The sequence below is a fragment of the Szabonella alba genome, from assembly GCF_016765775.1.
In the GTDB taxonomy this organism is placed as follows: domain Bacteria; phylum Pseudomonadota; class Alphaproteobacteria; order Rhodobacterales; family Rhodobacteraceae; genus Szabonella; species Szabonella alba.
This window is the reverse complement of sequence record NZ_JAESVN010000009.1, coordinates 56,846-82,098: the sequence shown is the minus strand read 5'-3', so window position 1 is coordinate 82,098 and position 25,253 is coordinate 56,846. Positions and strand designations below refer to the sequence as shown.

The window sequence follows — 25,253 nt, the reverse complement described above, 5'->3', positions numbered from 1 at the left end:
TCCTGTCATGAGGCCCTGGCGGGCGGGATGCCAGACCCTAGCAGCCGAGTGGGCGGGGTCAATCGGCCCCGGATTCGCGGGGCTGACGCGCAGGGCAAGCCACCGCATCAACCTGCGGGCGTGTCCTGACGTTGCAGCTTCACCGGTTCGCTGCGCCCCAGCCGCAGGAAATGTGCCATGAAGGGGCGGGTCGCGTCCTCTTCCCGCGTCGCGGCATAAAGGCGTTTGGTGATGGTCTGCGGACCCAGCGGGCGCGTGATGTAATCGGCATGGCTGCGGATATCGCGCACCACCCAGTCGGGCAGCACCGCAACCCCGCGATCCGACCCGACCAGCATCAGGATCACGGCTGTCAGCTCCACCGCACGCATGCCGCGCGGTTCAACCTTCGCAGGCGTCAGAAGCTCGGTGAAAATATCCATGCGGTCGCGGCTGATCGGATAGGTGATCAGCATCTGGTCGCGGAAATCCTCGGCCTCGATATAGGGTTTCGCCGCCAGCGGGTTCTGGGCTGCGGCGACAAAGACCGGGTGATAGTCGAACAGCGGATTGAAGGTCACGCCGGGCAATGGCACCGGATCGGAGGAGATCACCAGATCCACCTCTTCGCGTTGCAGCGCGGGCAGGGCCTCGAACGCCAGCCCGGCGCGGATATCCACGTCGATCTCGGGCCAGGCGCGGCGGAACAGCTCCAGCACCGGAAACAGCCATTCGAAACAGGCATGGCATTCGATGGCGATATGCAGCCGCCCCGATTTGCCGGAGCGCAGGCCGCGGAATTCCTCTTCCAGCGCATCGATCTCGGGCAGGATCCGTTCGGCCAGCCGCAGCATGCGGATCCCCGCCGCCGACAGTTTCAACGGCTTTGACCGGCGCACGAACAGTTCGACCCCGGCCTGATCCTCAAGCCCCTTGACCTGATGCGACAGCGCCGATTGCGTCATGTTCAACAGATCGGCGGCCCGGGCCAGTCCGCCCGCCTGATGGATGGCGCGGATCGTGCGGAGATGGCGGAACTCCAGGTGCATTATGTGGTGATCCTCATATTGATCTTGAGAATTATGAATTTGTCTCACATCGCAGGATCAGCGACAAGAGGGGCCAGAGCAGGAGCCAGACCCATGACCGTTACACCGCGCATTTCCTTCGAATTCTTCCCGCCGCAGACGCTGGATGCGTCCTTCCGGCTGTGGGAAACCGTGCAGGCGCTGGCGCCACTGTCGCCGGAATTCGTGTCTGTCACCTATGGGGCGGGCGGCACGACCCGCAAGCTGACGCATGAGGCGGTGGCGACCATCGGGCGCAATTACGGGCTGAATGTTGCGGCGCATCTGACCTGCGTCGATGCGACCCGCGCCGAGACGATGGAGATTGTCGAAGCCTATGCCGAGGCGGGCGTGACCGAGATTGTGGCCCTGCGCGGTGATGCGCCGAAAGGCGCGGACCGCTTCATGCCGCATCCCGAGGGCTTCGGTTCATCGGTCGAACTGATCGAGGCGCTGGCGGCGACGGGAAAATTCAAGATCCGCGCCGGGGCCTACCCGGAACCGCATCCCGATGCCGCCGATACGCTTGCCGATGTGCGCTGGCTGAAGCGCAAGATCGACGCGGGCGCCACATCGGCCATCACGCAGTTCTTTTTCGAGGCCGATACGTTCCTGCGGTTCCGCGATCTTTGCGTCAAGGAAGGCATCACCGCGCCGATCATCCCGGGCATCCTGCCGATCCAGAGCTGGGAGGGCACCAAGAAATTCGCCGGCCGCTGCGGCACCGCCGTTCCCCTGCGGCTGGATGAGGCCTTTGCCAATGCCGCCCGCGACGGGCGTGAGGATCTGCTGGCGCTGACCCAGTGCAGCACGCTGTGCACACGGCTGATCGAGGAAGGGGTGGAGGATCTGCATTTCTACACGCTGAACCGTCCCGGCCTGACGCGCGATGTCTGCCATGCGCTGGGGATCCAGCAGCCGGCGGTTCTGGAAAAGGTGGCCTGAGCGGGCACCCCCGTCAGCGCCGCCGCCCCGTCCGGGGGATCGAGGATTTCGCGAAACTGTATTCGGTGGCCGGATGGTCGGGATGCCCGTCTGTCCGCCGCCAGAACCCGGGCCCGCCATTGGCCAGCCAGAAGGGCAGGGCGATGACCAGCCCGGCGGCAAATCCCCCGACATGCGCCCAATAGGCCACCCCGCCCCCGTCCATCGGGGTGGACCATCCGTTGAAAAGCTCCAGCCCGAACCAGACACCCAGCACGATGAAGGCCGGAATCGGGAAGACGCGGAAAAAGATCACGATGATGAACAGCACATCAACCTTGGCGCGTGGGAAGAACAGCAGATATCCCCCCATCACGCCCGCTACCGCGCCCGAGGCGCCGACCATCGGAATGGGCGAAAAAGGATCGGCGCCGACCTGTGCAAAGCCTGCCGCGACCCCGGTCAGCAGGTAGAAGGTCAAAAACCGGCCATGGCCCAGCATATCCTCAAGGTTGTCGCCGAAGATCCACAAAAACAGCATATTGCCGATCAGATGCATCACTCCGGCATGAATGAACATCGAGGTGAAGATCGTGCCAAGTGCGCTGCCCGAGGTCATGCGCGCCGGGATCAGCCCCCAATCCATAAAGACGCGGCCCATGGCGGCCTGATCGGGAAGGCCGAACCAGCAATACACAAAGATCCCGACATTGATCAGGATCAGCGCGCGGGTGACAACGGGCACCCGCTCGGACGGGTTGTGATCGCGGATCGGAAACATGGCGCGAGCCTTCCCGATCCCCTTGCCGTCGTCAAGCGGGCTTGGCGCGGGACACCGGCATCCCAGCCGCCCCTGTTGCCCGCCGGTTCCTCAGCGCCCGCTTGACAGATGCCGCGTTCCGGGTGCGGTCATTCCGCCCCGGCCTCGGCCAGCAGTTGTGCATTCCCGCCCGAGGCGGTGGTGTCGATGCAGACATGGCGTTCAAGGCAGGCATGGGCGGCATCGGGCATCCCGCCGATCAGCGGCAGGATCGCGCCGTCCCGCGCGGCCAGTGCCTGCGCGTAATCGCGCGCGGTGGCCGCATCACCCCACCAGATAACCCCTGAAAACCCGTCAAGCCGGCGCAGTTTTTCGGGGGGCAGGCAGGGCGCCTCAACCGCGCGCCCGCCCTTGGCCCGCACCGCCTCGGCCTGCGCCATCGCCTGCGCGGCAGAGGGTCCGAGGCACAGCAGCGGCGCGCGCGGCAGGGCGGTCAGGCGGTTCGATTCGCCTGTCGGTCCCGGCAGATCGGTCACCGCGACCGGATCAGGGTTCAGCGCGGCCGCCGCAAGCGCCAGCGACAGGTCCGCATCCCGTGGCGCTGCGGCGGCAGGGGTGGCGGGCAGATCGGGGGCAGGGGCCTTGGTGAAGCGGTGCAGATAATGCGGCCCGCCCGCCTTGGGGCCGGTGCCCGACAGCCCCTCACCTCCGAAGGGCTGACTGCCCACCACGGCGCCGATCTGGTTTCGGTTGACATAGGTGTTGCCGGTATGGATTCGGTCCACGACCTTTTGCACCCGGTCGTCAATCCGCGTATGCAACCCGAAGGTCAGCCCGTAACCCGTTCTATTCACGGCATCAATCACCGCCGTCACTCCGCCTGCCGGAAAGGTCGCGAGATGCAGGACCGGGCCGAACACCTCCCGCTGCAGATCGGCGATGCCCTTGACCCGGATCACGGTGGGGGCGATGAAATGCCCTGCCTGCGACGCGCGCAACTCCTTCATCACGCGGCCTTGCGCCCGGGCGGCGGCGATGTATTCGGCAATCTGTGCCTGTGCGCGCGCATCAATCACCGGGCCGGTATCGGTCGCCAGATCCCAGGGATCCCCCAGCGCCAGATCCTCCATCGCGCCGAACAGCATGTCCTGCACCGTTCCGGAAATATCCTCCTGCAGATACAGACACCGCAGCGCCGAACAGCGCTGGCCCGCAGATTGAAAGGCCGAGGCAAGGATATCGCGCACCGCCTGTTCGGGCAGGGCCGTGCTGTCGACCAGCATCGCATTCAGCCCGCCGGTTTCCGCGATCAGCGGGGCCGAGGGCGACAGGTGCTGCGCCATCGCGCGGCGGATCGTCAGCGCGGTCGCGGTTGACCCGGTAAAGCAGACCCCCGCCACGCGCGGATCGGATGTCAGGGCCGCACCCACCACGGCCCCCGCACCGGGCAGGAATTGCAGCGCGGTCATCGGCACGCCCGCACGATGCAGCAGGGTGACGGCCAGATGCGCGATCAGCGGCGTCTGTTCGGCGGGTTTGGCCAGAACCGCATTCCCCGCCATCAGCGCCGCCGCAACCTGCCCGGTGAAGATGGCCAGCGGAAAGTTCCAGGGGCTGATACAGGTGAATATGCCCTGCGGTGCGGCGGTCAGCGTCTCCCCCTCCGCCGCGTAATAGCGCAGGAAATCAACCGCTTCGCGCAATTCACCCACCGCATCGGGCAGGGTCTTTCCCGCCTCGCGCGCGAGGATCGCGAAGATCGGCCCGAATTCCGCCTCATACAGATCGGCGGCGCGGCGCAGCACTTCGGCCCTGTCGCGCGGCGACGCGTCCCAGATGCGGGCGGCGCTCAGCGCGGTCTCAAGATCGGCGGGGCTTGCGGGCAGGACATCCCCGACCGGCGCGCCGGTCGCGGGATTGCGCAGCGCCTCGGGCGTCCCTGTTGCCACGGGACCGGCAAGAATGGGCCGCGCCTCGAACTGCGTCTCGTGATGGGGCGCACGGGCCGCCTCGATTTCCGCAAGATCGCTGCGGTCGGTCAGATCCCAGCCGCGCGAATTGCAGCGCGCGCCGAACAGGTCCGGCCCGCGTTTCAGCACCGGGCTGGCAATCGGATCGGCGGCCTCGATGGCGTCAAACGGGCAGGCGGCCACTTCGGAGGGGGGCACGTCCTCATCCACGATCTGATTGACGAAACTGGAATTCGCGCCGTTTTCCAGCAGGCGGCGCACCAGATAGGCCAGAAGATCACGATGCGCGCCCACCGGCGCATAGATCCGGCAGCGCGTGCCCTGATCCTTGTGCACGATTTCATGCAGACGCTCGCCCATGCCATGCAGGCGCTGAAACTCGAAGGCCCCGAGATCCAGACCCAGCCCCGCAGCCAGATCCAGCACCGCCGCGACCGTATGGGCGTTATGGGTGGCGAATTGCGGATAGATGCGGTCGGTCATGCCCAGCAGTTTCCGCGCATTGGCGATATAGCTGACATCGGTGGCCTGTTTGCGGGTGAAGACGGGGAAGCTGTGCAGCCCCAGCACCTGCGCGCGCTTCACCTCGGTATCCCAATAGGCGCCCTTGACCAGCCGCACCATGATGCGCCGGTCAAGCCGGGTTGCCAGCGCATTCAGCCAGTCGATCACCGCGCCTGCCCGCCGCCCGTAAGCCTGCACCACCACGCCGAACCCGTCCCAGCCGCGCAAGGCCGGATCGGACAGCACGGCCTCGATCACCTCCAGCGACAGGGCCAGACGGTCGGCCTCTTCCGCGTCGATGTTGAACCCCAGCCCCGCCGCCCGCGCCAGCCCCGCCAGCGCGCGGACACGCGGCACCAGTTCCTCCATCACCCGGGCGCGCTTGGCGACCTCATATCGCGGATGCAGCGCGGAAAGTTTCACCGAAATGCCGGGATTGCTGCGGATATCGCCGCTGGTTGCGGCCTTCGCGATGGCGGTGATCGCACCGGAATAGGCCAGATGATAGCGCCGCGCATCGGCCTCGGTCCGGGCCGCCTCTCCCAGCATGTCATAGCTGTAGGTATAGCCTTCACTTTCCATCTCACGCGCGCGTTTCATCGCGGCCTCGATGGCTTCGCCCAGCACGAACTGGCGGCCCATTTCCTTCATCGCGCGGGTGACGGCGGTGCGGATCACCGGTTCGCCCAGCCGCTTGACGGCGGCGCGCAGATGACCCGCGATCCCCGGTTCGCGTTCCTCCAGCACCCGGCCCGTCAGCATCAGGGCCCAGGTCGAGGCATTGACCAGGCTTGAGGCCGAATTCCCCAGATGGCGGCCCCAGTCCGAGGGCGCGATCTTGTCCTCGATCAGCGCATCCATCGTGTCGGCATCCGGCACGCGCAGCAGCGCCTCGGCCAGACACATCAGCGCGATGCCTTCATCGGTCGAAAGCCCGTATTCGGCCAGAAACACCTCCATCAGCCCCGGCTTTGCCGATTTGCGGATCTTGGTCACCAGATCCGCGCCCGAGGCGGCGATGCGTGCACGGTCGGCCTGCGACAGCCCCGCCCCGGCGATCAGGTCGCGCAGCACGCTTGCCTCATCGGCCAGCGAATGGTGGTCGATGATGGTCCAGAAATCGGTCGGCGCGCTTGTGGTCATCGGGGGCACTCCTTGCTTTGGCCCGAGATTACACGCGATTGCAAAGCCGTTCGTCCCGTTTAACGTAAAATGGCAGCCGAATCGGCTGATTTGGGGGATGCGGATGAGTGAGACAATGCCGGAACTGGACCGCTTCGATCAGGCGATTCTGCGAGTGCTGGCCGGGGAGGGGCGCATCAGCGCGACCGAGCTTGCCCGGCGCATCGGCCTGTCGAAATCGCCGACACAGGCGCGGATGAAACGGCTGGAGGAAACCGGCGTCATCACCGCCTATCGCGCGCAACTGAACCCGATCAAGATGGGTCTGGCGCATGTGGCCTTTGTCGAGGTGCGGTTGTCGGATACGCGCGAGGCCGCGCTTCAGGCCTTCAACCGCGCGGTGATGGCCGTGCCCGAGGTTGAGGAATGCCACATGATGGCCAGCCGCTTTGACTATCTGCTGAAGGTGCGGACCGGGGATATTCAGGAATATCGCCGCGTGCTGGGAGAACGGATTTCGGCCCTGCCGCATGTTGCGGGCACCTCGACCCATGTCTGCATGGAGGCGGTGAAAGAGGTCGGCGCCTGAGGGTCGTTTCACTGGCGAGAAAAGGGGGGCGCTGCCCCCCTCGGCTCCGGCGAGCCGGAGCCTCACCCCCCGAGGTATTTGGGCAAGGTGAAAGCCCTGTCGGAGGAGAGGACCATGCGGGCGGCTCAGGCCCCGATCAGCAGGGCGCTGCCGATGCCTCCGGCGGCGGCGATGGCGGCAAGGCCCCGGCCGGACTGAAGATCATGAAACAGCCTTGTGGCCAGGATCGCGCCCGAGGCCCCGATGGGATGGCCGCGCGCCAAAGCGCCGCCGCCCGGATTGACAATGGCCGGGTCGATGCCCGCGCCCCGGATACAGGCGATGGCCTGCACGGCATAGGCCTCCATGATCTCGGCCTGTGCCAGCGCATCGCTGGGGGACCAGATCCGGGCAATGGCCGGGATCGGGGCAAGGCCGGGATCTTCGGTGGCGGCCCCGAGCGTGGCACTGGCAAGGATGCGCAGGGCGCGCGGCGCGCGGGATGCGATCCGGGCCGAGGCCAGCAGCACGAAGGCCGCCGCATCGGCCGAGACGGCGGCATTGGCGGCGGTGATCGTGCCATGGACCGGCCTTGCCCTTGCCGCAAGGGCCGGGGTCAACTGCCGGGTGAAACCGTCGCGTGCATGGCCTGCAACCGGCACGATCTCGGGCAGCACCGCCGCCATTGCCCGCGCATGGGAGGCCACGGCAAAGGCGTCCTGTTCGACGCGTGAAATGCCCAGCCGCAGGGCAAGGGTGGCGGCGGCCTCATGCATGTCGGGGTCGCGTTCGGGCCAAGGGGTGAAGGGCGGCGCGTCATAGGCAACGGGCGGACCACCCCCGGGATCGGTGCGCATCCGGATCGGGCGGCGTGACGCGCTTTCGACCCCGCCCGCCAGCACCAGATCCGCCGCCCCTGCCGTGATCAGCGCCGCCCCCAGCCGGATCGCATCCAGCCCGCCTGCACATTGCCGGTCAATGGTCAGCCCGGCCACGCGTTCAGACAGGCCCGCCGCCAGCGCCAGAACCCGCGCCGGATTGCCGCCCGCAGCCAGCGCATTGGCGCAGATCAACTCCTCCACTTCGCCCGGTTCAACCCCGGCATCGGCCAGACAGGCCGCAATCACCGGACGGGCCAGATGGTGAAGGTCCAGCCGCGCGAAGGCCCCGCCCGCAGTCATGACCGGGCTGCGCCGTGCCGCGATGATATGGGCGCTCATTCCAGCCCCCGCATCAGCGCGGCCAGATCGGTCTTGCCCGAGGGCAGAAGCGGCCAGTCAGCGCGCCAATGCAGGCAGCGCGGCGCAAGCGTCGCGCCGAATTCGGCGCGCAGCGCCTGCAGGATGACAGCCGCGCAGGTGGCATCGCCCATCACCACCGCCTCGGGGCGCTGGCCGCGCAGCCCGTCCGGGCGCGGCAACAGCGCAAAGCGCGCAACACCGGGCAGGCCAAGGGCGAAACTTTCCTGCGCTTCGGGGTAAAGGTTCTGCCCGGCCACGGTGAACATCCTGTCGCGGCGGCCCAGCAGCCGCAGGTTTGCCCCCTCCCATCGCGCGATTTCGGGCAGGTCCAGCCAGCCGCCCGCCCCCGCCAGCCAGCGCGCCGATCCGGGATCGGAGGCGTAACCGTTGAAAAGATAGGGGGAACGGACCTGCACCCGGCCCTCATTTGCCGGTTGGCCCGACATATCGCAAAGCCGGATCTCGACGCCGGGATAGGGCCGCCCGACGGTTTCGGGCGGGGTCTCGGCATCGGCAAGGGTGATGAAACTGGTTTCCGCCGCGCCGAAGAATTCGCGCAGCGCGGCATGGGGGGCAAGGCGGGCGACACGGGCGCGCAATGCGCTGTCCAGTTTGGCCCCGCCGCAAAGCAGCCAGCGCAGGGCGGGCAGATCAGGGCCGGGCGCCTCGGTCAGCAGGTGAAGCTGTGCCGGTGCGGCCCAAAGCAGGGTGACCCCGCGCCGCGCCAGTTCGGCGCGCTGACGGTCCGGGCGCAGACAGTCCAGCAGATGCAGCTCCGCCCCCAGAGCCAGCGCCTCGACCGCGCCATGCAGGGCCAGCGATTGCGACAGTCGGCCGATCACGCCGACCCGCGCGCCGGTTCCGGTGCCGAACAGCGCAGCATTGACCGCAAAACCCGCCTGCCATGAGGCAAAGCTGCGCGCAATGCGGCGGGGCGTGCCGGTGGAGCCCGATGTCAGCGTCTCGAACCCTGTGACAGGCGCGGGGGCCTCGGGTGCGCCGATGCGGAAGGATTGCCCGAAGGCCGCCAGCAAGGCGGGAAGGGCAGGGCGGTCGGGCAGAACAGCGGGGCGGTTCGCGGCCTGCAACTGCGGCAGGGCCACCTTCTGCCCGTCAGGGCCGAACAGTCGCGCCTGAGGATGGGGGAGGAAGCCGTCTTCCGCCGCCCCGGCCATCCCCGGGCTCACTCGCCCCGGATGATTCTGCGGAACGGATCGAAGAGCGGCTCATTGGCGCAGATCACCGCGCCTTTGCCCAGCGGGTCATCGCCATCACGGATGGCCGAGACAAATCCGCCCGCCTCTTTCACCAGAAGCATGCCCGCCGCGATGTCCCAGGCCTGAACTCCGCGTTCCCAATAGCCGTCAAAACGGCCCGCCGCGACATAGGCGAGATCAAGCGACGCAGCGCCCCAGCGGCGTACGCCCGCGCAGACCGGCATCAGGCGCGCTAGATCCTGCAGGGTGGCGGGCAGCGTTCCGCGCCCGCCGAAGGGCACGCCGGTGGCAAAGATCGACTCGATCATCTGGCGGCGGCCCGAAACGCGCAGGCGGCGTTCGTTCATCCAGGCCCCGGCGCCCTTCTCGGCCCAGTACATTTCATCCTTGGCCGGGTCATAGACCACGCCCGAGACAATCTCGCCTTTGTGTTCCAATGCGATGGATACGGCCCAATGCGGCAGGCCATGCAGGTAGTTCGTGGTGCCGTCCAGCGGATCGACGATCCAGCGCCGGGTCGGGTCGGCACCCTCGGTCTCGCCGGTCTCCTCCCCCAGAAAGCCATAGGTCGGGCGTCCGGTGGTCAGGTCGTCGCGGATCAGGCGCTCGGCCTCGCGATCCGCGCGCGAGACGAAATCGCCCGGGCCCTTGCTGGAAACCTGAAGATTCTCCACTTCACGGAAATCCTTCACCAGCGAACGGCCCGCCTTGCGGGCGGCCTTCATCATCAGGTTGAGGTTTGCGCTGCCTTGCATCGGTCGGGCTCCATCCGTGATCCGGCCCGGCTATACGCGCCGCGGGGCCGGAAGCCAAGAGCCACGCAGGGGCGGTGCGGTCAATCTTGGCGGGTCTGCCGCAGGGGTGTGCGGTGCAGGTCCGGGGCAGGGCCGGGGCAGAATTGTCGCGCCGAAGGCCGCAATCGCGCTGAAAACGGTGCTGGTGGATCGTTCAAAGGGAAGGATCTTGCACATTTTCGCGACAATCCCCCGGATTTCGGTCGTTCCGCCTGTCTGTGACGGGCAGTTCGGGAAAAAACGCCGCCCGAAATGAGGCATAGTGAAGCATCGGGCGCGGCATTCGGACACGGGCGCCGCTCCGGTCAGGGACAGACAACAATAAAGGGAGCCTGCGGATGACAGGAAAGATCATCGTCGCGGTGGATGGAAGCGAGGCCGGCGCACGCGCCATGGCCCACGCCCATGCCCGCGCCAAGGGACTGGGAGCCTCGCTGCTGGTCGTTCACGTGCTGGAATGGTCGCCTTACACCTTCCTCACGCCAGAGGAACTGGAAGAGCGCCACGCCCGCCGCAAGCAGGAACTCGCACGGGCGGAAGAGGCGATCATCTCGCCGCTGATCACGCGCTATGACGGGCAGGGCGTCGGGCTGGAAAGCGCGATCCGCTATGGTCACGTCGTCGAGACGATCTGTGATATCGCCGAAAAGCAGGGCGCCATCGAGATCGTGACCGGACGCACCGGGAATTCCGGCATGATGAGCCGGGTTTTCGGATCCGTCGCCGGGACGCTTGCGCAGGTTGCGCCCGTCCCCTGCACCATCGTTCCATGACAGGGGATCAGGCATGACACTTTTCCAACGATTTTTCGCGGGCCTTGTGGCCCTGTTCGCGGCTGCGCCCGTCATGGCGCAGGAGGGCGGCATTGATGCCGCGGTAAACGAGGCCTTTGCCGGGGCGACCGGCTGGTTCGTCAACTTCATCTTCGCCCCCATCCCGGGGACGAATTTTGCCTGGATCGTGGCCTGGCTGGTGATCGCGGCCTCGGTCTTCACGCTGTATTTCGGCTTCATCCAGTTCCGGGTCTGGCGCCATTCGCTGCATCTGGTCGCGGGCAAGTATTCCGACCCAAATGACGCGGGCGAGGTCAGCCATTTCCAGGCGCTGGCCACGGCGCTGTCGGGCACGGTCGGTCTGGGCAATATTGCGGGCGTTGCGGTCGCGGTGTCCATCGGTGGTGCGGGCGCAACCTTCTGGATGATCCTTGCCGGTCTTCTGGGGATGGCCTCGAAATTCACCGAATGTACGCTGGGCGTGAAATACCGCAATGAATATCCCGATGGCACGGTTTCGGGCGGCCCGATGTATTACATCACAAAGGGCTTTGCCGAGCGCGGTGTGCCGGGCGGCAAATTCATTGCGGTGATGTTCGCGATCTTCTGCGTTCTGGGGTCGCTGGGCGGCGGCAACATGTTCCAGGCCAATCAGGCGCATCAGCAGATCGCAGGCATTGTCGGCGAATTTCCCGGCTGGATCACCGGGGTCGTCTTTGCGGCCATCGTCTTTGCGGTCATCGTGGGCGGCCTGAAATCCATCGCCCGGGTGACCGAAAAGGTCGTGCCGATCATGGGGATCCTCTATGTCGGTGTCGCACTGCTCATTCTTATCATGAATGCGGACAGCATCGGCTGGGCCTTCGGCCAGATCATCAACGGTGCCTTTACCGGCAACGGCATTGTCGGCGGCATGATCGGCGCGCTGATCCAGGGCTTCCGCCGCGCGGCCTTCTCGAACGAGGCGGGCGTCGGCTCTGCGGCCATCGCCCACTCGGCGGTGCGTACCAAGGAACCGATCACCGAGGGCTTCGTTTCGCTCCTGGAGCCCTTCATCGACACGGTCGTGATCTGCACCATGACCGCGCTGGTGATCATCATCACCGGCCAGTTGCTGACCGATCCGGAAACCGGGCTGTACATCCTGACCGAAGGCGGACAGGTGGCCACGGCGACGGGCGCCACGGGCGTCGGCCTGACCTCGGCAGCCTTCGGTGCGGCAATGCCCTGGTTCCCCTATCTGCTGGCGGTTGCGGTCGTGCTGTTCGCCTTCTCGACGATGATCTCCTGGGCCTATTACGGGCTGAAGGCCTGGACCTATCTCTTTGGCGAAGGGCAGACGACGGAACTGGTGTTCAAATGCATCTTCTGCGTCTTCGTCATTATCGGGGCTGCGGCCAGCCTTGGCCCGGTCATCGACTTCTCGGATGCGGCGATCTTTGCGATGGCGATCTTCAACATCATCGGTCTTTACGTCCTGATGCCTGTGGTGAAGCGCGAACTCGAAAGCTATCTCGCACGTCTGGAATCCGGTGAAATCCGCCGCTTCAAGTAAGGCAGAGCAACCGAAAATCGGCATCATGCCGGACAGGAAAGGGGGGCCACGGCCCCCCTTTTCACATCATCAGCGCGTGATCCGGCGGCCCCTGCGGGGGGCGATCATCCGGCCCCGTCAGACCACTGGCCCGCTTTCGACATAGATCGCATAGACCGATGTGGTCGCGGTGATGAACAGCCGGTTCAGGCGCGGGCCGCCAAAGGTCAGGTTTGACACCACCTCGGGCACGAAGATCTTGCCCAGACGCTTGCCATCGGGCGCAAAGACATGGATGCCATCGGCCGCCGACGACCAGATATAGCCGTTTCGGTCGACGCGGAATCCGTCGGGCAGGCCCGCATCAATGGTGCAAAGATCGCGCCCCGCCCCCAGCGTTTCGCCCGTCACCGGAAAGGCGCGGATCACCGAAGGCACGGCGGCATCATGGCTCGATCCGCTTTCGGCGATGTAAAGCGTGCTTTCATCGGGGGAAAAGGCCAGCCCGTTGGGCTGCACGAAACTGTCGCAGACAAGGCTGATGCGCCCATCCGTGCCGACGCGGTAAACGCCATGGCAGGGCTGTTCGGGATCGGCGCGATAACCCTCATAATCGCCAAGGATTCCATAGGTCGGATCGGTGAACCAGATTGATCCGTCGGATTTCACCACCAGATCATTGGGCGAATTCAGTCGCCGCCCGTCATAGGCATCGGCAATCACCGTGACCCTACCGTCATGCCCCGTACGCTCCACCGCGCGGCGCCCATGCAGGCAGGAGACCAGCCGCCCCTCGGCATCGCGCGTATGACCATTGGCAAAGCCCGAGGCAGGGCGATGGACCGACAGTTCCCCCTCCATCGTCAGGCACATGATGCGTTCATTCGGGATATCCGAGAACAGCAGCACCTGCGTCAGCGGAAACCAGACCGGCCCCTCCGCCCAGCGAAGTCCGGTCGCCAGACGTTCCAGATGCGCATTTGGCTGGATCAGGGCGCGGAAACGGGGGTCGTCGATCCGGTAACAGGGGTTCATGGTCAGGTTCCTCTGGGGCCACGGCTGCCGACGGCAACGATGGCAATGATGATAAGTCCGGTCATCAGCAGTCGCACCCCGGCCCCAAGCCCGTAGGAATTGAGCATCGAGACGATCAGGAACAGGAACAGCGCCCCCGCCCAGATGCCCGGCACGTTCGACCGTCCCCCGCCGATGGAAGAACCGCCGATCACAACAACCGCGATGGAGGCCAGCAGATATTCCTGACCCATGTTCAGCGCGGCCCCGCCCGAAAAGCAGGACAGAAGGAAACCGCACAGCCCCGCCAGCACCGCGCACAGCATATAGGTTGCCAGCCGCACCGCCTCGACCGGCAGGCCCGACAGGCGCGCCGCGCGCGGGTTCTGCCCGATGGCCGATATCTGCCGCCCATAGGCCGCGCGGTTCAGCGCGACCCATGCCAGAACCGACAGCACCAGCGCCAGAAGGGCCAGATTAGGCAGACCAAGGCTGCGGCCCACGGCAAATTCGGCAAGGCTTTCGGGGGGTTTGACGCGCAGGCCCCGGTTCGACCAGATCGCCAGCGACTGATACAGGAATGATGCCGCCAGCGTGGCAATGATCGGCGGAATACGGATCAGCAGGATCAGCAGGTAATTGGTCAACCCCACTCCGGCCCCGATGGCCAGCGCGATGGCAAGACCCGTCACCTCGGCCCCCGCCCCCCCGTCCATGACCTTGAGCGAGACCGTCCCCGCAAGCGTCATCGTGGCGGGGATCGACAGATCCACATTGCCGGGGCCCAGCGTGATGACGAACATCTGCCCCAGCCCGACGATGACCGAAAAGGCCGAAAAGGTCAGGGCGGCCACCGCAAGTCCCCAGGCGCCCTGATTCTGGCTGATCGCGGCGGTCAGCGCGAAGGCCAGCGCCGCCGCGACCCATGCCCAGATCCAGGGGCGGGCAAGAAGCGTTTTCATGCCCGGGCCCTCCGCGCGAACAGAAGGCGTGCGGCCAGAACAAGGATCAGGATCGCCCCCTGCGCGCCGATCTGCCAGTCCGATGAAAGCTTCAGGAAGCTCAGGAAACTTGCCGCCAGCGTCAGGGTCAGCGCCCCGATCACGGCGCCCACGGGGGAGACACGGCCCCCCGTGAACTCCCCTCCGCCAAGGATGACGCCCGCGATGGACAAAAGCGTATAGCGCAGTGCGATATTGGCGTCGGCGGCGGTGGTCAGGCCGACCAGCGTCATGCCCGCCAGCACCGCGAACAGCCCGGCAAGACCGTAGGCCGAGGCGCGCAGCAGGACCGGCGACCAGCCCGCCTTGGCCACGGATTTCTCATTGCCACCCAGTCCGCGCAGCAGCACGCCGAAGGATGAACGCATCACGATCAGATGCCCGACCAGCGCGATCAGCGCCGCCGCGATCACCGCCATCGGCACGAAAGGCGGGCGGGCGGTCATGAGGGTGCGCAGCCATTCGGGCGCGGCCCCGCCCGGCGTCGGAAGCACCAGCACCGCAAGCCCCGCCCAGACGAAACTCATGCCCAGCGTGACGACAATGGCAGGCAGGTCGCGCGCCTGTATCAGCGCGCCGATGGCCGCATAGGCCAGCACCGCCCCGGCCAGCATCAGATAACCGATCACCGGGGTGTCATGCACGAAGGTCGCGGTGACACAGGCCACGAAACTGACGAATGTGCCCATCGAGAGGTCAATATCATTGACCATGATGATGATCATCTGCGCGACCGTGGCGAGTGCTATGGGCACCGCAAGGTTGAACAGCAGGTTCAGGCCGCGATAGCTCATCGCGCGGGGTTGCAGCCAGAAGACCAGCGCCAGAAGCACGGCCAGCGACAGGACAGGCAGCAGGATACGCAGATCGGGCCGCATCAGGCAGTTTCCCTTTGGTCAAAGGAATGGGCAAGGATGGCGGCCTCGGTGATGCCGTCGCCGGTCAGTTCGGCAACGATGGTGCCGTTGCGGAACACGAAGACCCGGTCACAGAGCAGGATCTCGTCTGTCTCGGTCGAATACCACAGGAAGGTGCGGCCCGCCTCGGCCTCGGTGCGGATCATGGCATAAACCTGCGTCTTGGTGCCGACATCGACGCCGCGCATCGGGTCATCCATCACCACGACCGGGGCAGCGGTTGCCAGCGCCCGGGCGAACAGCACCTTTTGCTGATTGCCGCCCGACAGCGACAGGATCGGATTGGTCAGGTCATCGCTGCGGATGCCGATGCGGGCCTTCCATGTCTCGGCGAGTTCGGCCTCGGCCCGGCGATCCACCAGACCGCGCCGCACCAGTCCCGGCAGCCGCGCCAGCGAGGTGTTCAGCCGGATCGACCAGAGCGGCATCAGCCCGTCGCGCGCGCGGTCGCCTGCCACAAAGACCGCCGCAGGCGGATCCGACTGCCGCCAGTCCGAGGTCCGGCCAAGATAGAACCGCGCGAGGGCCGCCGCCTGCCCATGGCCCGCCAGACCGGCAAGGCCCACAATCTCACCCTTGCGGGCGGTCAGCCCCTCGGGTGTGGTCAGAATTGTCGCGCTGTCCTGTGGGGCTGCGCGGGCTGAGGCCGCACCGGGGGCAACATGGCCCATGGCCGCGACCAGCGTTTCGCGGGTGAATTCGACGGTGGGCCGGTCGCCGGTGATGCGGCCGTCCTTCATGACGACAATGCGCGAGGCGACATCGAACACCTCACCCATCATATGCGAAATGAAGATCACAGCACCGCCCGCCGCACAGAAGGCGCGGATATGGGTCAGCAATTGCCGCGCGATGGAGGCGTCCAGCGATGAGGTCGGCTCATCCAGAATGACAAGGCGGGGGGCGATGGCGCCTTCGGCAAAGCCGATGGCGATTTCGACCATCTGGCGCTCGGCAAGGGTCAGATCGCCCACCACGGCGCGGGGATGGATGCCATGGCCGGGAAAGATCCGGTCCAGCGCCTGCCCGATCCGCGCCGCTGCCAGCGCCCGCCAGCCGCGCCCCGTCAGGTCACGCTGCGGGATACGCAGGTTTTCCAGAACGGTCAGGTTCGGGCACAGCGACAGTTCCTGATGCACGGCGCGGATGCCTGCCGCGCGCATCCCCCCGCCGCCCGTCACCACCTGCCCGTCGGGCAGGCCATAGCTGACCGTGCCGCCACTGGGCGCCAGCGCGCCGTTGATCAGGTTAACCAGCGTCGATTTTCCCGCGCCGTTATGGCCGACAAGGGCGAGACATTCGCCCCTGTCGATGGTCAGGGTCACGGCATCCAGCGCCCGGATCGCCCCGAAGGATTTTCGCGCCCCGTCAAGGGTGACAAGCGGTTGGCCGGGTTCGGTCCGGGTCATGGTTGCGCCTTTGCCTGTGCCCTGGTCTTGCCGGTCGCGATCAGTTCGCGCCTGCGATCACGGCCTTGGCGTCTTCAAGCGAATATTCCACATTCGCCACGCCGCCCTCGGGGGTCGAGGCAAGGCCCTCATCCAGACCGTCCTGCGTGATCTCAAGGAAGGGCACCGTCAGGTCCTGCGGTACGCTGGCGCCGTCCAGCACCTGTTGCGCCACCCAGAAGGCCAGCGTCGAGACGCCGGGTGCAATCGACAGCGACATGGTTTCATAGCCATTGGCGTCGCGCTGCTCTCCCCACCATTTCAATTCGTCCTGACGGTTGCCCATCACGATCACCGGGGTCGGACGGCCCGCTGCCGCGATGGCCTGCGCCGCGCCATAGCCGTCACCGCCCTGTGTCACCACGCCCACGATCTCGGGCAGTGAGGGCAGCACGCCTGCAACCGCACGCTGGGCGACATCCTGCGCCCAGTCGCCATTGACCGAACCCGCGATGGTGAATTGCGGGAACTCTGCCACCCCGGCGGTGATGCCTGCATGGATCTCGTCATCGACGAATACCCCGGCAAGGCCGCGGATTTCCAGCAGATTGCCGCCATCGGGCATGCGCCCGGCCAGATATTCCACCTGCTTGCGGCCCATTTCCTTGAAATCCACCGCAATGCGGTAGGCGCAGGGTTCGGTCACGATCCCGTCAAAGGACACAACCACGATCCCCGCATCGCAGGCCTCTTTCACAGCACCATTCAGCGCCGTGGGCGAGGCCGCGTTCAGCACGATGGCGTCATAGCCTTCAAGGATCATGTTCTGGATCTGCGCGGCCTGTTCGGTCGCCTGATTCTCGGCCGTGGTGAAGGCATCGGCTGCGGCGACGATCCCCTCGGACACCGCCGGGCCGGTCACGGTTTCCCAGCTTGTCAGCATCGCCTGACGCCAGGAATTGCCCGCGTAATTGTTCGAAAGCGCGATCCGCTTGTCCGATGTATCCGCCGCGGCGGAACAGGCCAGCGTGACCGCCGTCGCCGCAAGGGCGAAGGTTTTGCAGTTCATCATGTCATCCTCCCGTTTTGCGCCCGTATGCCGGGCCTGCAGCCGGTGGAGAACGTGCCTCCCAGTCTCCCCGCTGTGGGGCTATCCTAGACCGGGGCGGGGCATGGCGGGTAGGGCTGGCAAGGCAGGGCATTTGCGGGTTTCCGCAGGCCGGATGCGGAAACCCGCAAGTCTGCTGCCCGGTGATGCCTCGCCATTGCCCGGGCTTGTGCTAGGCTAAACCCGGGCCGGGAGGAGGCGCCAGATCATGCAGCAGATGGTGGAAAAGGCGGTCCCCGTGCCGCTGTTGCGGCATTTCTTCAATATTACCCGCCATCTGGCCGGGCATCTGGATTTCGCCTCGGCCATTGCGGCGGTCGCGGATGAGATCGCACAATTCCTGCCCTATGACCATATTGATGTCTGCATGTTACAGGCCGATGGCCGCACGATCACGGCGGCCTACGAATCCGGGCTGGTGACCGACTGGGCGCGGCGCACCTCGACCCGTCTGGAATTCTCGCCGATCCGCGCGCTGCTGGCCGCCGAGGTGGATTTCATCCTGACGCCAGACGCCACCTGCGATCCGCGCTTTGCCTTTCCCGGCGCCTTCAACCAGCCGATCCTTGAACACGGGCTGCGGGCAAGGGTGCATGTGCCCCTGTCGGTCAAGGGCGATCTGATCGGGGCCTTGTCGATCTCATCCCGGCAGGCGGGGCGCTATGGCATGCGCGAGGTGGAACAGGCCCGCTATGTCGCCGATATCCTGTCGCCGCATTTCCATGCGATCCGCGCGACCGAACAGGCGCGGCAATCGGCGCTGACCGAGGCGCAGGCAAGACGGCGCGAAGAGGCGCTGCGCGTCGGCGCGCTGGAACTGACGCAACTTCTGGAACATGAACGCCAGCGGATCGGCATGGACCTGCATGACCAGACGCTGGCCGATCTGACGCGGCTGTTGCGTGATCTGCGGCAGGGGGGCGCTGCGGCGGATCGCGCGGTTCTGGCTGCGCGGTTGCAGGATTGTGTCGAGGAATTGCGCCGCACCATCGACATGGCCGCCCCCACGATCCTTGAACTGTTCGGTTTTGCCCATGCGGTGCGGATCCATCTGGAACGCGCCGTCGGCGATGACCCCATCGCGATTCAGCTTGAGGACCGCTCGGGCGGGTTGGCCGATGGTCTGGCACCCACGGCGCGCATCGCGATGTTCCGTATCGCACAGGAGGCAATCAACAATGCCGTGCGCCATTCCGGGGCAAAATCAGTGACGGTGCGGATCGGGACGGACGCGGCGGGGGGGCTGCGGCTGGACCTGACCGATGATGGCTGCGGCCTTCCGGGCGGACGGGTGCTTGTGGCGCGCGGCGGACTTGCGCATATGCAGACCCGCGCCCGCCTGATCGCCGCCGATTTCGACCTCGACAGCGATGAACGCGGCACGCAGATCAGCGTCCATCTGCCGGCCGCTGCCCTGAAGGGAGGGGTGCCATGAAGGTTCTTCTGGTCGAGGATGACCAGTTCCACGCCGCCTATCTGCGCGAGACCGTGCAGAAGGCGCTGCCCGAGGCCGAGGAAATCGTGCTGGCCCGCGACGGCCATCAGGGAGAGACCGAGGCCCGGCGCGGTGCGATCGGGGCCATCGTGATGGATCTGCAGATGCGCGGGCGCAACGGCATCGAGGCCGCGCGCACGATCTGGCGCGAACGGCCCGCAACGCGGATCCTGTTCTGGTCGAACTATTCCGACGAGGCCTATTTGCGCGGCATTTCCCGCATCGTGCCCAAGGAAAGCGCTTATGGATATGTGCTGAAAACCGCCTCGAACGATCGCCTGCATCTGGCGCTGCGCTCGGTTCTTGTCGAAGGGCAGATCGTCGTGGACCGGGAGGTGCACCAGTTCCAGCAGCGCCAGATCCGCCCCGTCGAGGTGCTGACCGAGGCCGAATATGCCGTACTGGTCGATGTGTCGCTGGGTCTGTCCGACCGGATGGTGGCGCAGCGGCAGGGCATGTCGATGCGCACGGTGCAGAACCGGCTTTTGTCGCTTTACGACAAGCTGGAGGTGGAACGCGCGGCGGACGGGGACATGCAGATGAACAAGCGCAGCCGTGCCGTGGCGCGCGCGCTGGCCCTGCGTGTCATCAACCCCGAGGCGCTGGAAACCGCCGAGGGCGAATTGCAACGCTGGCTGGTCCGGCAGGCGCGTCAGGGAGCCTGAGGCCGGGACGGGTGCTGCGGTGCGGCAAGCCGACAAAACAGGGCATGGCGGAAACCGCCATGCCGATGGCGGAAAAGCACGCATTCCCGCCGCGCATCCCGCCTAGAACGGGCCAGAAGCAGGAGAACCCGAGATGCGCTATTCCGGATTTCGCGTGATTGCCGAGGCCCTGACCGGTCATCGGGGGTGGAAACCGATGTGGCGCGACCCTGCGCCGCAGCCTGATTACGATTACATCATCATCGGTGGCGGCGGGCATGGGCTGGCCACAGCCTATTATCTGGCAAAGGAATTCGGGCAGGCCCGGATCGCCGTGCTGGAAAAGGGCTGGCTGGGCGGCGGCAATGTCGGGCGCAACACCACGATCATCCGCTCCAACTATCTTCTGGACGGCAATGAACCCTTCTATGAATTCAGCCTGAAGCTCTGGGAAGGGCTGGAGCAGGATTTCAATTACAACGCGATGGTCAGTCAGCGCGGCATCATCAACCTGATCCATACGGACGCGCAGCGCGATGCCTTCACCCGGCGGGGCAATGGCATGATCCTGCACGGCGCCGGAGCGGAAATGCTGGACCGTGAACAGGTCCGCGCGCTGTATCCCTGGCTCAATTTCGACAATGCCCGCTTTCCGATCAAGGGCGCACTGATGCAGCGCCGGGGCGGCACGGTGCGCCATGACGCGGTGGCCTGGGGTTATGCGCGCGGGGCCGACAGCCGCGGGGTCGATCTGATCCAGAATTGCGAAGTCACCGGAATGCGGATCGAGAACGGCCGCATCCGGGGGGTCGAGACGACACGCGGTTTCATCGGGGCGAAAAAGGTGGGCGTTGCGGTGGCGGGATCGTCCGGCCGGGTGTTGGCCCATGCCGGAATGCGCCTGCCCATCGAAAGCCATGTCCTGCAGGCCTTCGTCTCCGAAGGGCTGAAACCCCTGATCGACGGGGTGATGACCTTCGGGGCCGGGCATTTCTATGTGTCGCAATCCGACAAGGGCGGCCTCGTCTTCGGCGGCGATATCGACGGCTACAACTCCTATGCGCAGCGCGGCAATCTGCCGGTGATCGAGGATGTGGCCGAGGGCGGCATGGCGCTGATGCCGGCCATCGGGCGGGTGCGGCTCTTGCGGACATGGGGCGGCATCATGGACATGTCGATGGATGGCAGCCCGATCATCGACCGCACGCCGGTTGACGGCCTCTATTTCAACGGCGGCTGGTGCTATGGCGGGTTCAAGGCCACACCCGCCTCGGGCTGGAGTTTCGCACATCTTCTGGCGCGGGATGAGCCGCATCCGACAGCCCGCGCCTTCCGCTTCGACCGGTTCCTGAAGGGCCGGATGATCGACGAAAAAGGGCAGGGCGCGCAGCCCAACCTGCATTGAGGTCCGGAATGGATACGCGCATTCAACTTGCCCGGAGGGCAGCCGCATGATCATCAATCACCCGATCCTCGGTCCGCGCGATGCGCAGGAATTCGTCTATCTGGGCGATGCCGCCCTGATCGACCGCCCCGACGGGATGACCGACGGGATCGAGGCCTTCCACACCTATGCCTATCTGCGTGACAATCCCGCAGGTGACCATCGGGAGCTTTGGTATCACGAACAGGGCGACCGCAGTTGGCTGGTGGTGACGCGCAACACCGTCACGCATGAGATCACAAAGGTGGAACTGGCCCGCGATGTGGCCCGGGCAATGGGGCGCAGCACATGACCCAATCGAACCGGATTTCCGGCGGCCAGATCGACCGGGGCCAGACCCTGCGCTTCACCTTTGACGGGCAGGGATTCACCGGCCATCCCGGCGATACGCTGGCCTCGGCGCTGCTGGCCAATGGCGTGCGCCTGATGGGGCGCAGTTTCAAGTATCACCGCCCGCGCGGGCCCTTGACGGCCGGATCGGAAGAACCGAACGCGCTGGTCGAACTGCGTAGTGGTGCGCGGCGTGAACCCAATACCCGTGCCACGGTGGCCGAACTTTTCGACGGGCTTGAGGCGACAAGCCAGAACCGCTGGCCCAGCCTGCGCTTTGACGCGATGGCGGTGAATGACCGTCTGAGCAGCTTTTTCGCGGCGGGGTTCTATTACAAGACCTTCATGTGGCCGCGCAGTTTCTGGGAAAAGCTGTATGAGCCGATCATCCGCCGTGCGGCGGGGCTGGGCTCGGTCAGCCGCGAGGAAGATCCCGACCTTTACGACAAGGGCTTTCTGCATTGCGATCTGCTGGTGATCGGGGCCGGGCCTGCAGGGCTGATGGCGGCACTGACGGCGGGGCGTGCGGGGGCAAGGGTGATCCTTGCCGATGAGGATTTCCGCATGGGCGGGCGGCTGAATGCCGAAACCTTCACCATCGGGCAGGTGGCGGGGGCGGATTGGGCGGCCGGGGTGGTGACGGAACTCGCCACGATGCCGAATGTGCGGCTGATGCCGCGCACGACCGTCATCGGGGCCTTCGATCATGGCATCCATGGTGCGGTTGAACGGCTGGGCGACCATCTGGCCGAACCGGCAGCGGGCAAGCCCCGGCAGATCCTGTGGCGGATCTATGCGCGGCGGTCGGTCCTTGCAGGCGGGGCAACGGAGCGCCCCATCGCCTTTGAAAATAACGACCGGCCCGGCATCATGCTGGCGGGCGCAATGCGCGCCTATGCCAATCGCTGGGCAGTGACGGCGGGGCAGCGGGTAGCTGTCTTTACCAATAACGATGACGGGTTGCGAACGGCGGCCGACCTGCGCGCGAAAGGCGTTGATCTGGTCGAGGTGATCGACAGCCGCAAGGGCGATATGATCGTGGACAGCCGGGGCAGGCTGGGGCTGAAATCGGTCACGGTTCAGGACAGCAAAGGCCAGCGGCGTGACATCACGGTGGATGCACTGGCGGTTTCGGGCGGCTGGAACCCGAATGTGAATCTGTATTCCCATCATCGTGCCCGCCCGGTCTGGGATGACACGATTGTGGCCTTCGTGCCCGGTGCCGACGGCCCGCCCGGCCTGACGGTTGCGGGCGCGGCGGCAGGGGTGTTGTCGACCCATGGCGCGCTGCGGACAGGGCGCGATGCGGCCATCGCGGCGCTGGGTCTGACCGGGGCCGCCCCCGATCTGCCGGAAGCCGAGGATGCGACGCCGCGCATCACCCCGCTTTGGCATGTGCCACAGGGCAAGGGGCGCGCCTGGATCGACCAGCAGAACGATGTGACCGTCAAGGATGTGAAACTGGCCGCGCAGGAGAATTTCATCTCGGTCGAGCATCTGAAACGCTACACCACGCTGGGAATGGCGACCGATCAGGGCAAGACCGGCAATGTGCTGGGGCTTGCGGTCATGGCCGAACTGACCGGGCGCAGCATTCCGCAGACCGGCACCACGATCTACCGCCCGCCCTATACGCCGGTTGCGATGGGCACGCTGGCGGGACGGTCGCGCGGGGCCGAGTTCAAGCCCGTTCGCATGACCCCCAGTCACCACTGGGCGCGCGAACAGTGTGCGGTTTTTGTCGAGGTCGGCAACTGGCTGCGCACCCAATGGGTGCCCAAGGATGGGGAAACAGAATGGCGCCAGTCGGTGGACCGCGAAGTGCTGGCCACGCGCCGCTCGGTCGGAATCTGCGATGTCACCACATTGGGCAAGATCGACATTCAGGGCACCGATGCCGGGGCTTTTCTGGACCGGGTCTATGCCAATACCTTCTCAACGCTGAAGGTCGGAAAATGCCGCTATGGGCTGATGCTGCGCGAGGATGGCCTTGTCTATGACGACGGCACCACCGCGCGGCTGGCCGAACATGAATACGTGATGACCACGACCACGGCCAATGCGGTCGGCGTGTTCCGGCATCTGGAATTCTGCCGCCAATGCCTCTGGCCCGATATGGATGTGCAGCTGATCTCGACCACCGAGGCCTGGGCGCAGTTTTCGGTCGCGGGGCCGAATGCGCGCAACCTGCTGGAAAAGATCGTCGATCAGGATATTTCCGACGCGGCCTTTCCCTATATGGGGGCGGGCAATGTCACGGTTTGCGGGGGCCTGCGCGCGCGGCTGTTCCGCATCAGCTTTTCCGGCGAACTGGCATTCGAGATCGCGGTGCCCACACGCTATGGCGATGCGCTGCTGCGCGAGATGCTGGCGCGCGGGGCGGAATATGACCCGGTCGTTTATGGCACCGAGGCGCTGGGCGTCATGCGCGTCGAGAAAGGCCATGTCGCCGGGGGCGAACTGAACGGCCAGTCCACCGCGCTGAACATGGGGCTGGGCAAGATGGTCTCACAAAAGAAAGACTCCATTGGCCGGGTGCTGTCCACGCGCGAGGGGCTGACCGATCCCGAAGGCTACCGGCTTGTCGGGGTGCGGCCGGTCGATCCGGCGGCGCGTCTGACGGCGGGCAGTCATTTTCTGGATATCGGTGCGGCGGCGGTTGCGGCGAATGATGCCGGATGGCTGACCTCCAAGGTCTATTCGCCGCATATCGGCAGCGATATCGCGCTGGGCTATCTGAAGGCGGGCGCTGGCCGGATCGGGCAGCGGATGCGCGCGGTCAATCTGCTGGCGGGACAGGATACCGAGGTTGAGATCGTCTCACCCCATTTCTTCGATCCGGAAGGGGAGCGTTTGCGTGGCTGAGATCTTGCAGGCAATGACGGCGCTGGGGGCCCATGGCCCGGCGCGGGTGGCGGTGGGACCGCTGAGCATCACCGAACGCGTCGATCTGGCGCTGGCCTCGGTCGCGGAACGGCGCGGGCGGGGCGCGGATCTGGTGGGGGCGGCATCCCCTGCGGGCCTGCCGCTGCCGGGACCCGCGCGGTATCAGGCGGGCACGCCCTTTGGCACCTTCTGGGTGGCACCCGGCATGTGGTTTGCCGAGGCCCCCTTTGCCAGCCATGAATGGATTGCCGATCAGCTGCGCGCGGCGCTGGGCGATGCGGCGTCGATCACCGAACAGACCGATGCCTGGGTCATCTTCGATCTGGTGGTCGTTGGTGAAGGCGTCGGTCTGGCGTCGCTGCTGGAACGGCTTTGCAATGTCGACTTCCCTGCCGCGCCGGACGGATTTGCCACGCGCACGGTGATGGACCATCTGGGCATCTATCTGATCCGGCAGGGGGCAGGGGCCGCGCGGATCTATGGGCCGCGATCCTCGGCGCAAAGCCTGCTGCATGCGCTGGAGGCGGCGGCCCGGGCGGTATGGTAGTCTGACGCTTGCCGCACCCCCTGTTT

21 protein-coding genes are annotated in these 25,253 nt (G+C 65.9%); 10 read left to right on the top strand and 11 right to left on the bottom strand.

Annotated elements, in window-relative coordinates; genetic code table 11:
* Positions 1 to 107: 107 nt before the first annotated feature.
* A complete protein-coding gene (locus JL811_RS16655) occupies positions 108 to 1,028 on the bottom strand; it encodes a LysR family transcriptional regulator (RefSeq protein WP_202689836.1) in 921 nt (306 codons plus the stop codon).
* 93 nt (positions 1,029 to 1,121) lie between these two features.
* Here JL811_RS16655 and metF point away from each other — a divergent pair, with 93 nt between their 5' ends.
* Complete coding sequence (metF, locus tag JL811_RS16650) at positions 1,122 to 1,991, top strand: methylenetetrahydrofolate reductase [NAD(P)H] (protein ID WP_202689835.1); 870 nt, start codon at positions 1,122 to 1,124, stop codon at positions 1,989 to 1,991.
* A 13-nt stretch (positions 1,992 to 2,004) separates the two neighbouring features.
* On the opposite strand, the gene JL811_RS16645 is transcribed toward metF, so the two are convergent.
* Positions 2,005 to 2,751 carry a rhomboid family intramembrane serine protease gene (locus JL811_RS16645; protein ID WP_202689834.1) on the bottom strand — a complete coding sequence of 249 codons (747 nt, stop codon included), beginning with the start codon at positions 2,749 to 2,751 and terminating at the stop codon, positions 2,005 to 2,007.
* A 128-nt stretch (positions 2,752 to 2,879) separates the two neighbouring features.
* Positions 2,880 to 6,347 (bottom strand): bifunctional proline dehydrogenase/L-glutamate gamma-semialdehyde dehydrogenase PutA, encoded by a 3,468-nt coding sequence (putA, locus tag JL811_RS16640; RefSeq protein ID WP_202689833.1) that lies wholly within the window; start codon positions 6,345 to 6,347, stop codon positions 2,880 to 2,882.
* 103 nt (positions 6,348 to 6,450) lie between these two features.
* Between putA and JL811_RS16635 the strand changes: the two genes are divergently transcribed.
* Positions 6,451 to 6,915, top strand: coding sequence for an Lrp/AsnC family transcriptional regulator (locus JL811_RS16635; protein ID WP_202689832.1), 465 nt, complete (start codon positions 6,451 to 6,453; stop codon positions 6,913 to 6,915).
* A 125-nt stretch (positions 6,916 to 7,040) separates the two neighbouring features.
* On the opposite strand, the gene JL811_RS16630 is transcribed toward JL811_RS16635, so the two are convergent.
* Genes JL811_RS16630 through JL811_RS16620 form a run of 3 tightly spaced genes read right to left on the bottom strand, consistent with a single transcriptional unit; the run spans position 7,041 to position 10,107 of the window.
* Entirely contained in the window at positions 7,041 to 8,114 is a 1,074-nt protein-coding gene (locus JL811_RS16630) for a thiolase family protein (protein WP_202689831.1), read from the bottom strand.
* Positions 8,111 to 9,310: an AMP-binding protein gene (locus JL811_RS16625; protein WP_202689830.1), complete on the bottom strand. Its 1,200-nt coding sequence runs from the start codon at positions 9,308 to 9,310 to the stop codon at positions 8,111 to 8,113. Before JL811_RS16625 ends, JL811_RS16630 begins: the two co-directional genes overlap by 4 nt.
* Positions 9,311 to 9,318: 8 nt before the next feature.
* The gene (locus JL811_RS16620; RefSeq protein ID WP_202689829.1) at positions 9,319 to 10,107 is read right to left on the bottom strand and encodes an inositol monophosphatase family protein; all 789 of its coding nucleotides are present in this window, start codon (positions 10,105 to 10,107) and stop codon (positions 9,319 to 9,321) included.
* Between the two features lie 377 nt (positions 10,108 to 10,484).
* Here JL811_RS16620 and JL811_RS16615 point away from each other — a divergent pair, with 377 nt between their 5' ends.
* Both JL811_RS16615 and JL811_RS16610 read left to right on the top strand, forming a co-directional pair.
* Positions 10,485 to 10,919, top strand: coding sequence for a universal stress protein (locus tag JL811_RS16615; protein WP_202689828.1), 435 nt, complete (start codon positions 10,485 to 10,487; stop codon positions 10,917 to 10,919).
* A 13-nt stretch (positions 10,920 to 10,932) separates the two neighbouring features.
* Positions 10,933 to 12,474, top strand: a complete 1,542-nt coding sequence (locus JL811_RS16610) for an alanine/glycine:cation symporter family protein (protein WP_202689827.1) — start codon at positions 10,933 to 10,935, stop codon at positions 12,472 to 12,474.
* Positions 12,475 to 12,591: 117 nt separating this feature from the next.
* Here JL811_RS16610 and JL811_RS16605 read toward each other — a convergent pair whose 3' ends face one another.
* The 5 genes from JL811_RS16605 to JL811_RS16585 are packed head-to-tail and all read right to left on the bottom strand — an operon-like array spanning position 12,592 to position 17,845.
* Positions 12,592 to 13,488, bottom strand: coding sequence for an SMP-30/gluconolactonase/LRE family protein (locus JL811_RS16605; protein ID WP_202689826.1), 897 nt, complete (start codon positions 13,486 to 13,488; stop codon positions 12,592 to 12,594).
* Positions 13,489 to 13,490: 2 nt separating this feature from the next.
* The gene (locus tag JL811_RS16600; protein WP_202689825.1) at positions 13,491 to 14,429 is read right to left on the bottom strand and encodes an ABC transporter permease; all 939 of its coding nucleotides are present in this window, start codon (positions 14,427 to 14,429) and stop codon (positions 13,491 to 13,493) included.
* Entirely contained in the window at positions 14,426 to 15,346 is a 921-nt protein-coding gene (locus JL811_RS16595; protein WP_202689824.1) for an ABC transporter permease, read from the bottom strand. The genes JL811_RS16600 and JL811_RS16595 overlap by 4 nt, the downstream gene beginning before the upstream one ends.
* Positions 15,346 to 16,794 carry a sugar ABC transporter ATP-binding protein gene (locus JL811_RS16590; RefSeq protein WP_202689823.1) on the bottom strand — a complete coding sequence of 483 codons (1,449 nt, stop codon included), beginning with the start codon at positions 16,792 to 16,794 and terminating at the stop codon, positions 15,346 to 15,348. The genes JL811_RS16595 and JL811_RS16590 overlap by 1 nt, the downstream gene beginning before the upstream one ends.
* A gap of 40 nt (positions 16,795 to 16,834) precedes the next feature.
* Complete coding sequence (locus JL811_RS16585; protein ID WP_202689822.1) at positions 16,835 to 17,845, bottom strand: ABC transporter substrate-binding protein; 1,011 nt, start codon at positions 17,843 to 17,845, stop codon at positions 16,835 to 16,837.
* A gap of 244 nt (positions 17,846 to 18,089) precedes the next feature.
* Here JL811_RS16585 and JL811_RS16580 point away from each other — a divergent pair, with 244 nt between their 5' ends.
* The 6 genes from JL811_RS16580 to JL811_RS16555 all read left to right on the top strand — a co-directional run bounded on the left by JL811_RS16580 (position 18,090) and on the right by JL811_RS16555 (position 25,227).
* A complete protein-coding gene (locus tag JL811_RS16580) occupies positions 18,090 to 19,316 on the top strand; it encodes a GAF domain-containing sensor histidine kinase (RefSeq protein WP_202689821.1) in 1,227 nt (408 codons plus the stop codon).
* Positions 19,313 to 20,041: a response regulator transcription factor gene (locus JL811_RS16575; protein WP_202689820.1), complete on the top strand. Its 729-nt coding sequence runs from the start codon at positions 19,313 to 19,315 to the stop codon at positions 20,039 to 20,041. Before JL811_RS16580 ends, JL811_RS16575 begins: the two co-directional genes overlap by 4 nt.
* A 133-nt stretch (positions 20,042 to 20,174) precedes the next feature.
* The gene (locus tag JL811_RS16570; RefSeq protein WP_202689819.1) at positions 20,175 to 21,425 is read left to right on the top strand and encodes a sarcosine oxidase subunit beta family protein; all 1,251 of its coding nucleotides are present in this window, start codon (positions 20,175 to 20,177) and stop codon (positions 21,423 to 21,425) included.
* Positions 21,426 to 21,471: 46 nt separating this feature from the next.
* Positions 21,472 to 21,756 carry a sarcosine oxidase subunit delta gene (locus JL811_RS16565; protein WP_202689818.1) on the top strand — a complete coding sequence of 95 codons (285 nt, stop codon included), beginning with the start codon at positions 21,472 to 21,474 and terminating at the stop codon, positions 21,754 to 21,756.
* Positions 21,753 to 24,659, top strand: a complete 2,907-nt coding sequence (locus JL811_RS16560) for a sarcosine oxidase subunit alpha family protein (RefSeq protein ID WP_202689817.1) — start codon at positions 21,753 to 21,755, stop codon at positions 24,657 to 24,659. The genes JL811_RS16565 and JL811_RS16560 overlap by 4 nt, the downstream gene beginning before the upstream one ends.
* Positions 24,652 to 25,227 (top strand): sarcosine oxidase subunit gamma, encoded by a 576-nt coding sequence (locus JL811_RS16555; protein ID WP_202689816.1) that lies wholly within the window; start codon positions 24,652 to 24,654, stop codon positions 25,225 to 25,227. Before JL811_RS16560 ends, JL811_RS16555 begins: the two co-directional genes overlap by 8 nt.
* Positions 25,228 to 25,253: the final 26 nt, after the last annotated feature.

Coding starts and splice junctions, on each gene's coding strand:
- JL811_RS16655 (WP_202689836.1), bottom strand. CDS start 1,028: ATGCACCTGGAGTTCCGCCATCTCCGCACGATCCGCGCCATCCATCAG.
- metF (WP_202689835.1), top strand. CDS start 1,122: ATGACCGTTACACCGCGCATTTCCTTCGAATTCTTCCCGCCGCAGACG.
- JL811_RS16645 (WP_202689834.1), bottom strand. CDS start 2,751: ATGTTTCCGATCCGCGATCACAACCCGTCCGAGCGGGTGCCCGTTGTC.
- putA (WP_202689833.1), bottom strand. CDS start 6,347: ATGACCACAAGCGCGCCGACCGATTTCTGGACCATCATCGACCACCAT.
- JL811_RS16635 (WP_202689832.1), top strand. CDS start 6,451: ATGAGTGAGACAATGCCGGAACTGGACCGCTTCGATCAGGCGATTCTG.
- JL811_RS16630 (WP_202689831.1), bottom strand. CDS start 8,114: ATGAGCGCCCATATCATCGCGGCACGGCGCAGCCCGGTCATGACTGCG.
- JL811_RS16625 (WP_202689830.1), bottom strand. CDS start 9,310: ATGGCCGGGGCGGCGGAAGACGGCTTCCTCCCCCATCCTCAGGCGCGA.
- JL811_RS16620 (WP_202689829.1), bottom strand. CDS start 10,107: ATGCAAGGCAGCGCAAACCTCAACCTGATGATGAAGGCCGCCCGCAAG.
- JL811_RS16615 (WP_202689828.1), top strand. CDS start 10,485: ATGACAGGAAAGATCATCGTCGCGGTGGATGGAAGCGAGGCCGGCGCA.
- JL811_RS16610 (WP_202689827.1), top strand. CDS start 10,933: ATGACACTTTTCCAACGATTTTTCGCGGGCCTTGTGGCCCTGTTCGCG.
- JL811_RS16605 (WP_202689826.1), bottom strand. CDS start 13,488: ATGAACCCCTGTTACCGGATCGACGACCCCCGTTTCCGCGCCCTGATC.
- JL811_RS16600 (WP_202689825.1), bottom strand. CDS start 14,429: ATGAAAACGCTTCTTGCCCGCCCCTGGATCTGGGCATGGGTCGCGGCG.
- JL811_RS16595 (WP_202689824.1), bottom strand. CDS start 15,346: ATGCGGCCCGATCTGCGTATCCTGCTGCCTGTCCTGTCGCTGGCCGTG.
- JL811_RS16590 (WP_202689823.1), bottom strand. CDS start 16,794: ATGACCCGGACCGAACCCGGCCAACCGCTTGTCACCCTTGACGGGGCG.
- JL811_RS16585 (WP_202689822.1), bottom strand. CDS start 17,845: ATGATGAACTGCAAAACCTTCGCCCTTGCGGCGACGGCGGTCACGCTG.
- JL811_RS16580 (WP_202689821.1), top strand. CDS start 18,090: ATGCAGCAGATGGTGGAAAAGGCGGTCCCCGTGCCGCTGTTGCGGCAT.
- JL811_RS16575 (WP_202689820.1), top strand. CDS start 19,313: ATGAAGGTTCTTCTGGTCGAGGATGACCAGTTCCACGCCGCCTATCTG.
- JL811_RS16570 (WP_202689819.1), top strand. CDS start 20,175: ATGCGCTATTCCGGATTTCGCGTGATTGCCGAGGCCCTGACCGGTCAT.
- JL811_RS16565 (WP_202689818.1), top strand. CDS start 21,472: ATGATCATCAATCACCCGATCCTCGGTCCGCGCGATGCGCAGGAATTC.
- JL811_RS16560 (WP_202689817.1), top strand. CDS start 21,753: ATGACCCAATCGAACCGGATTTCCGGCGGCCAGATCGACCGGGGCCAG.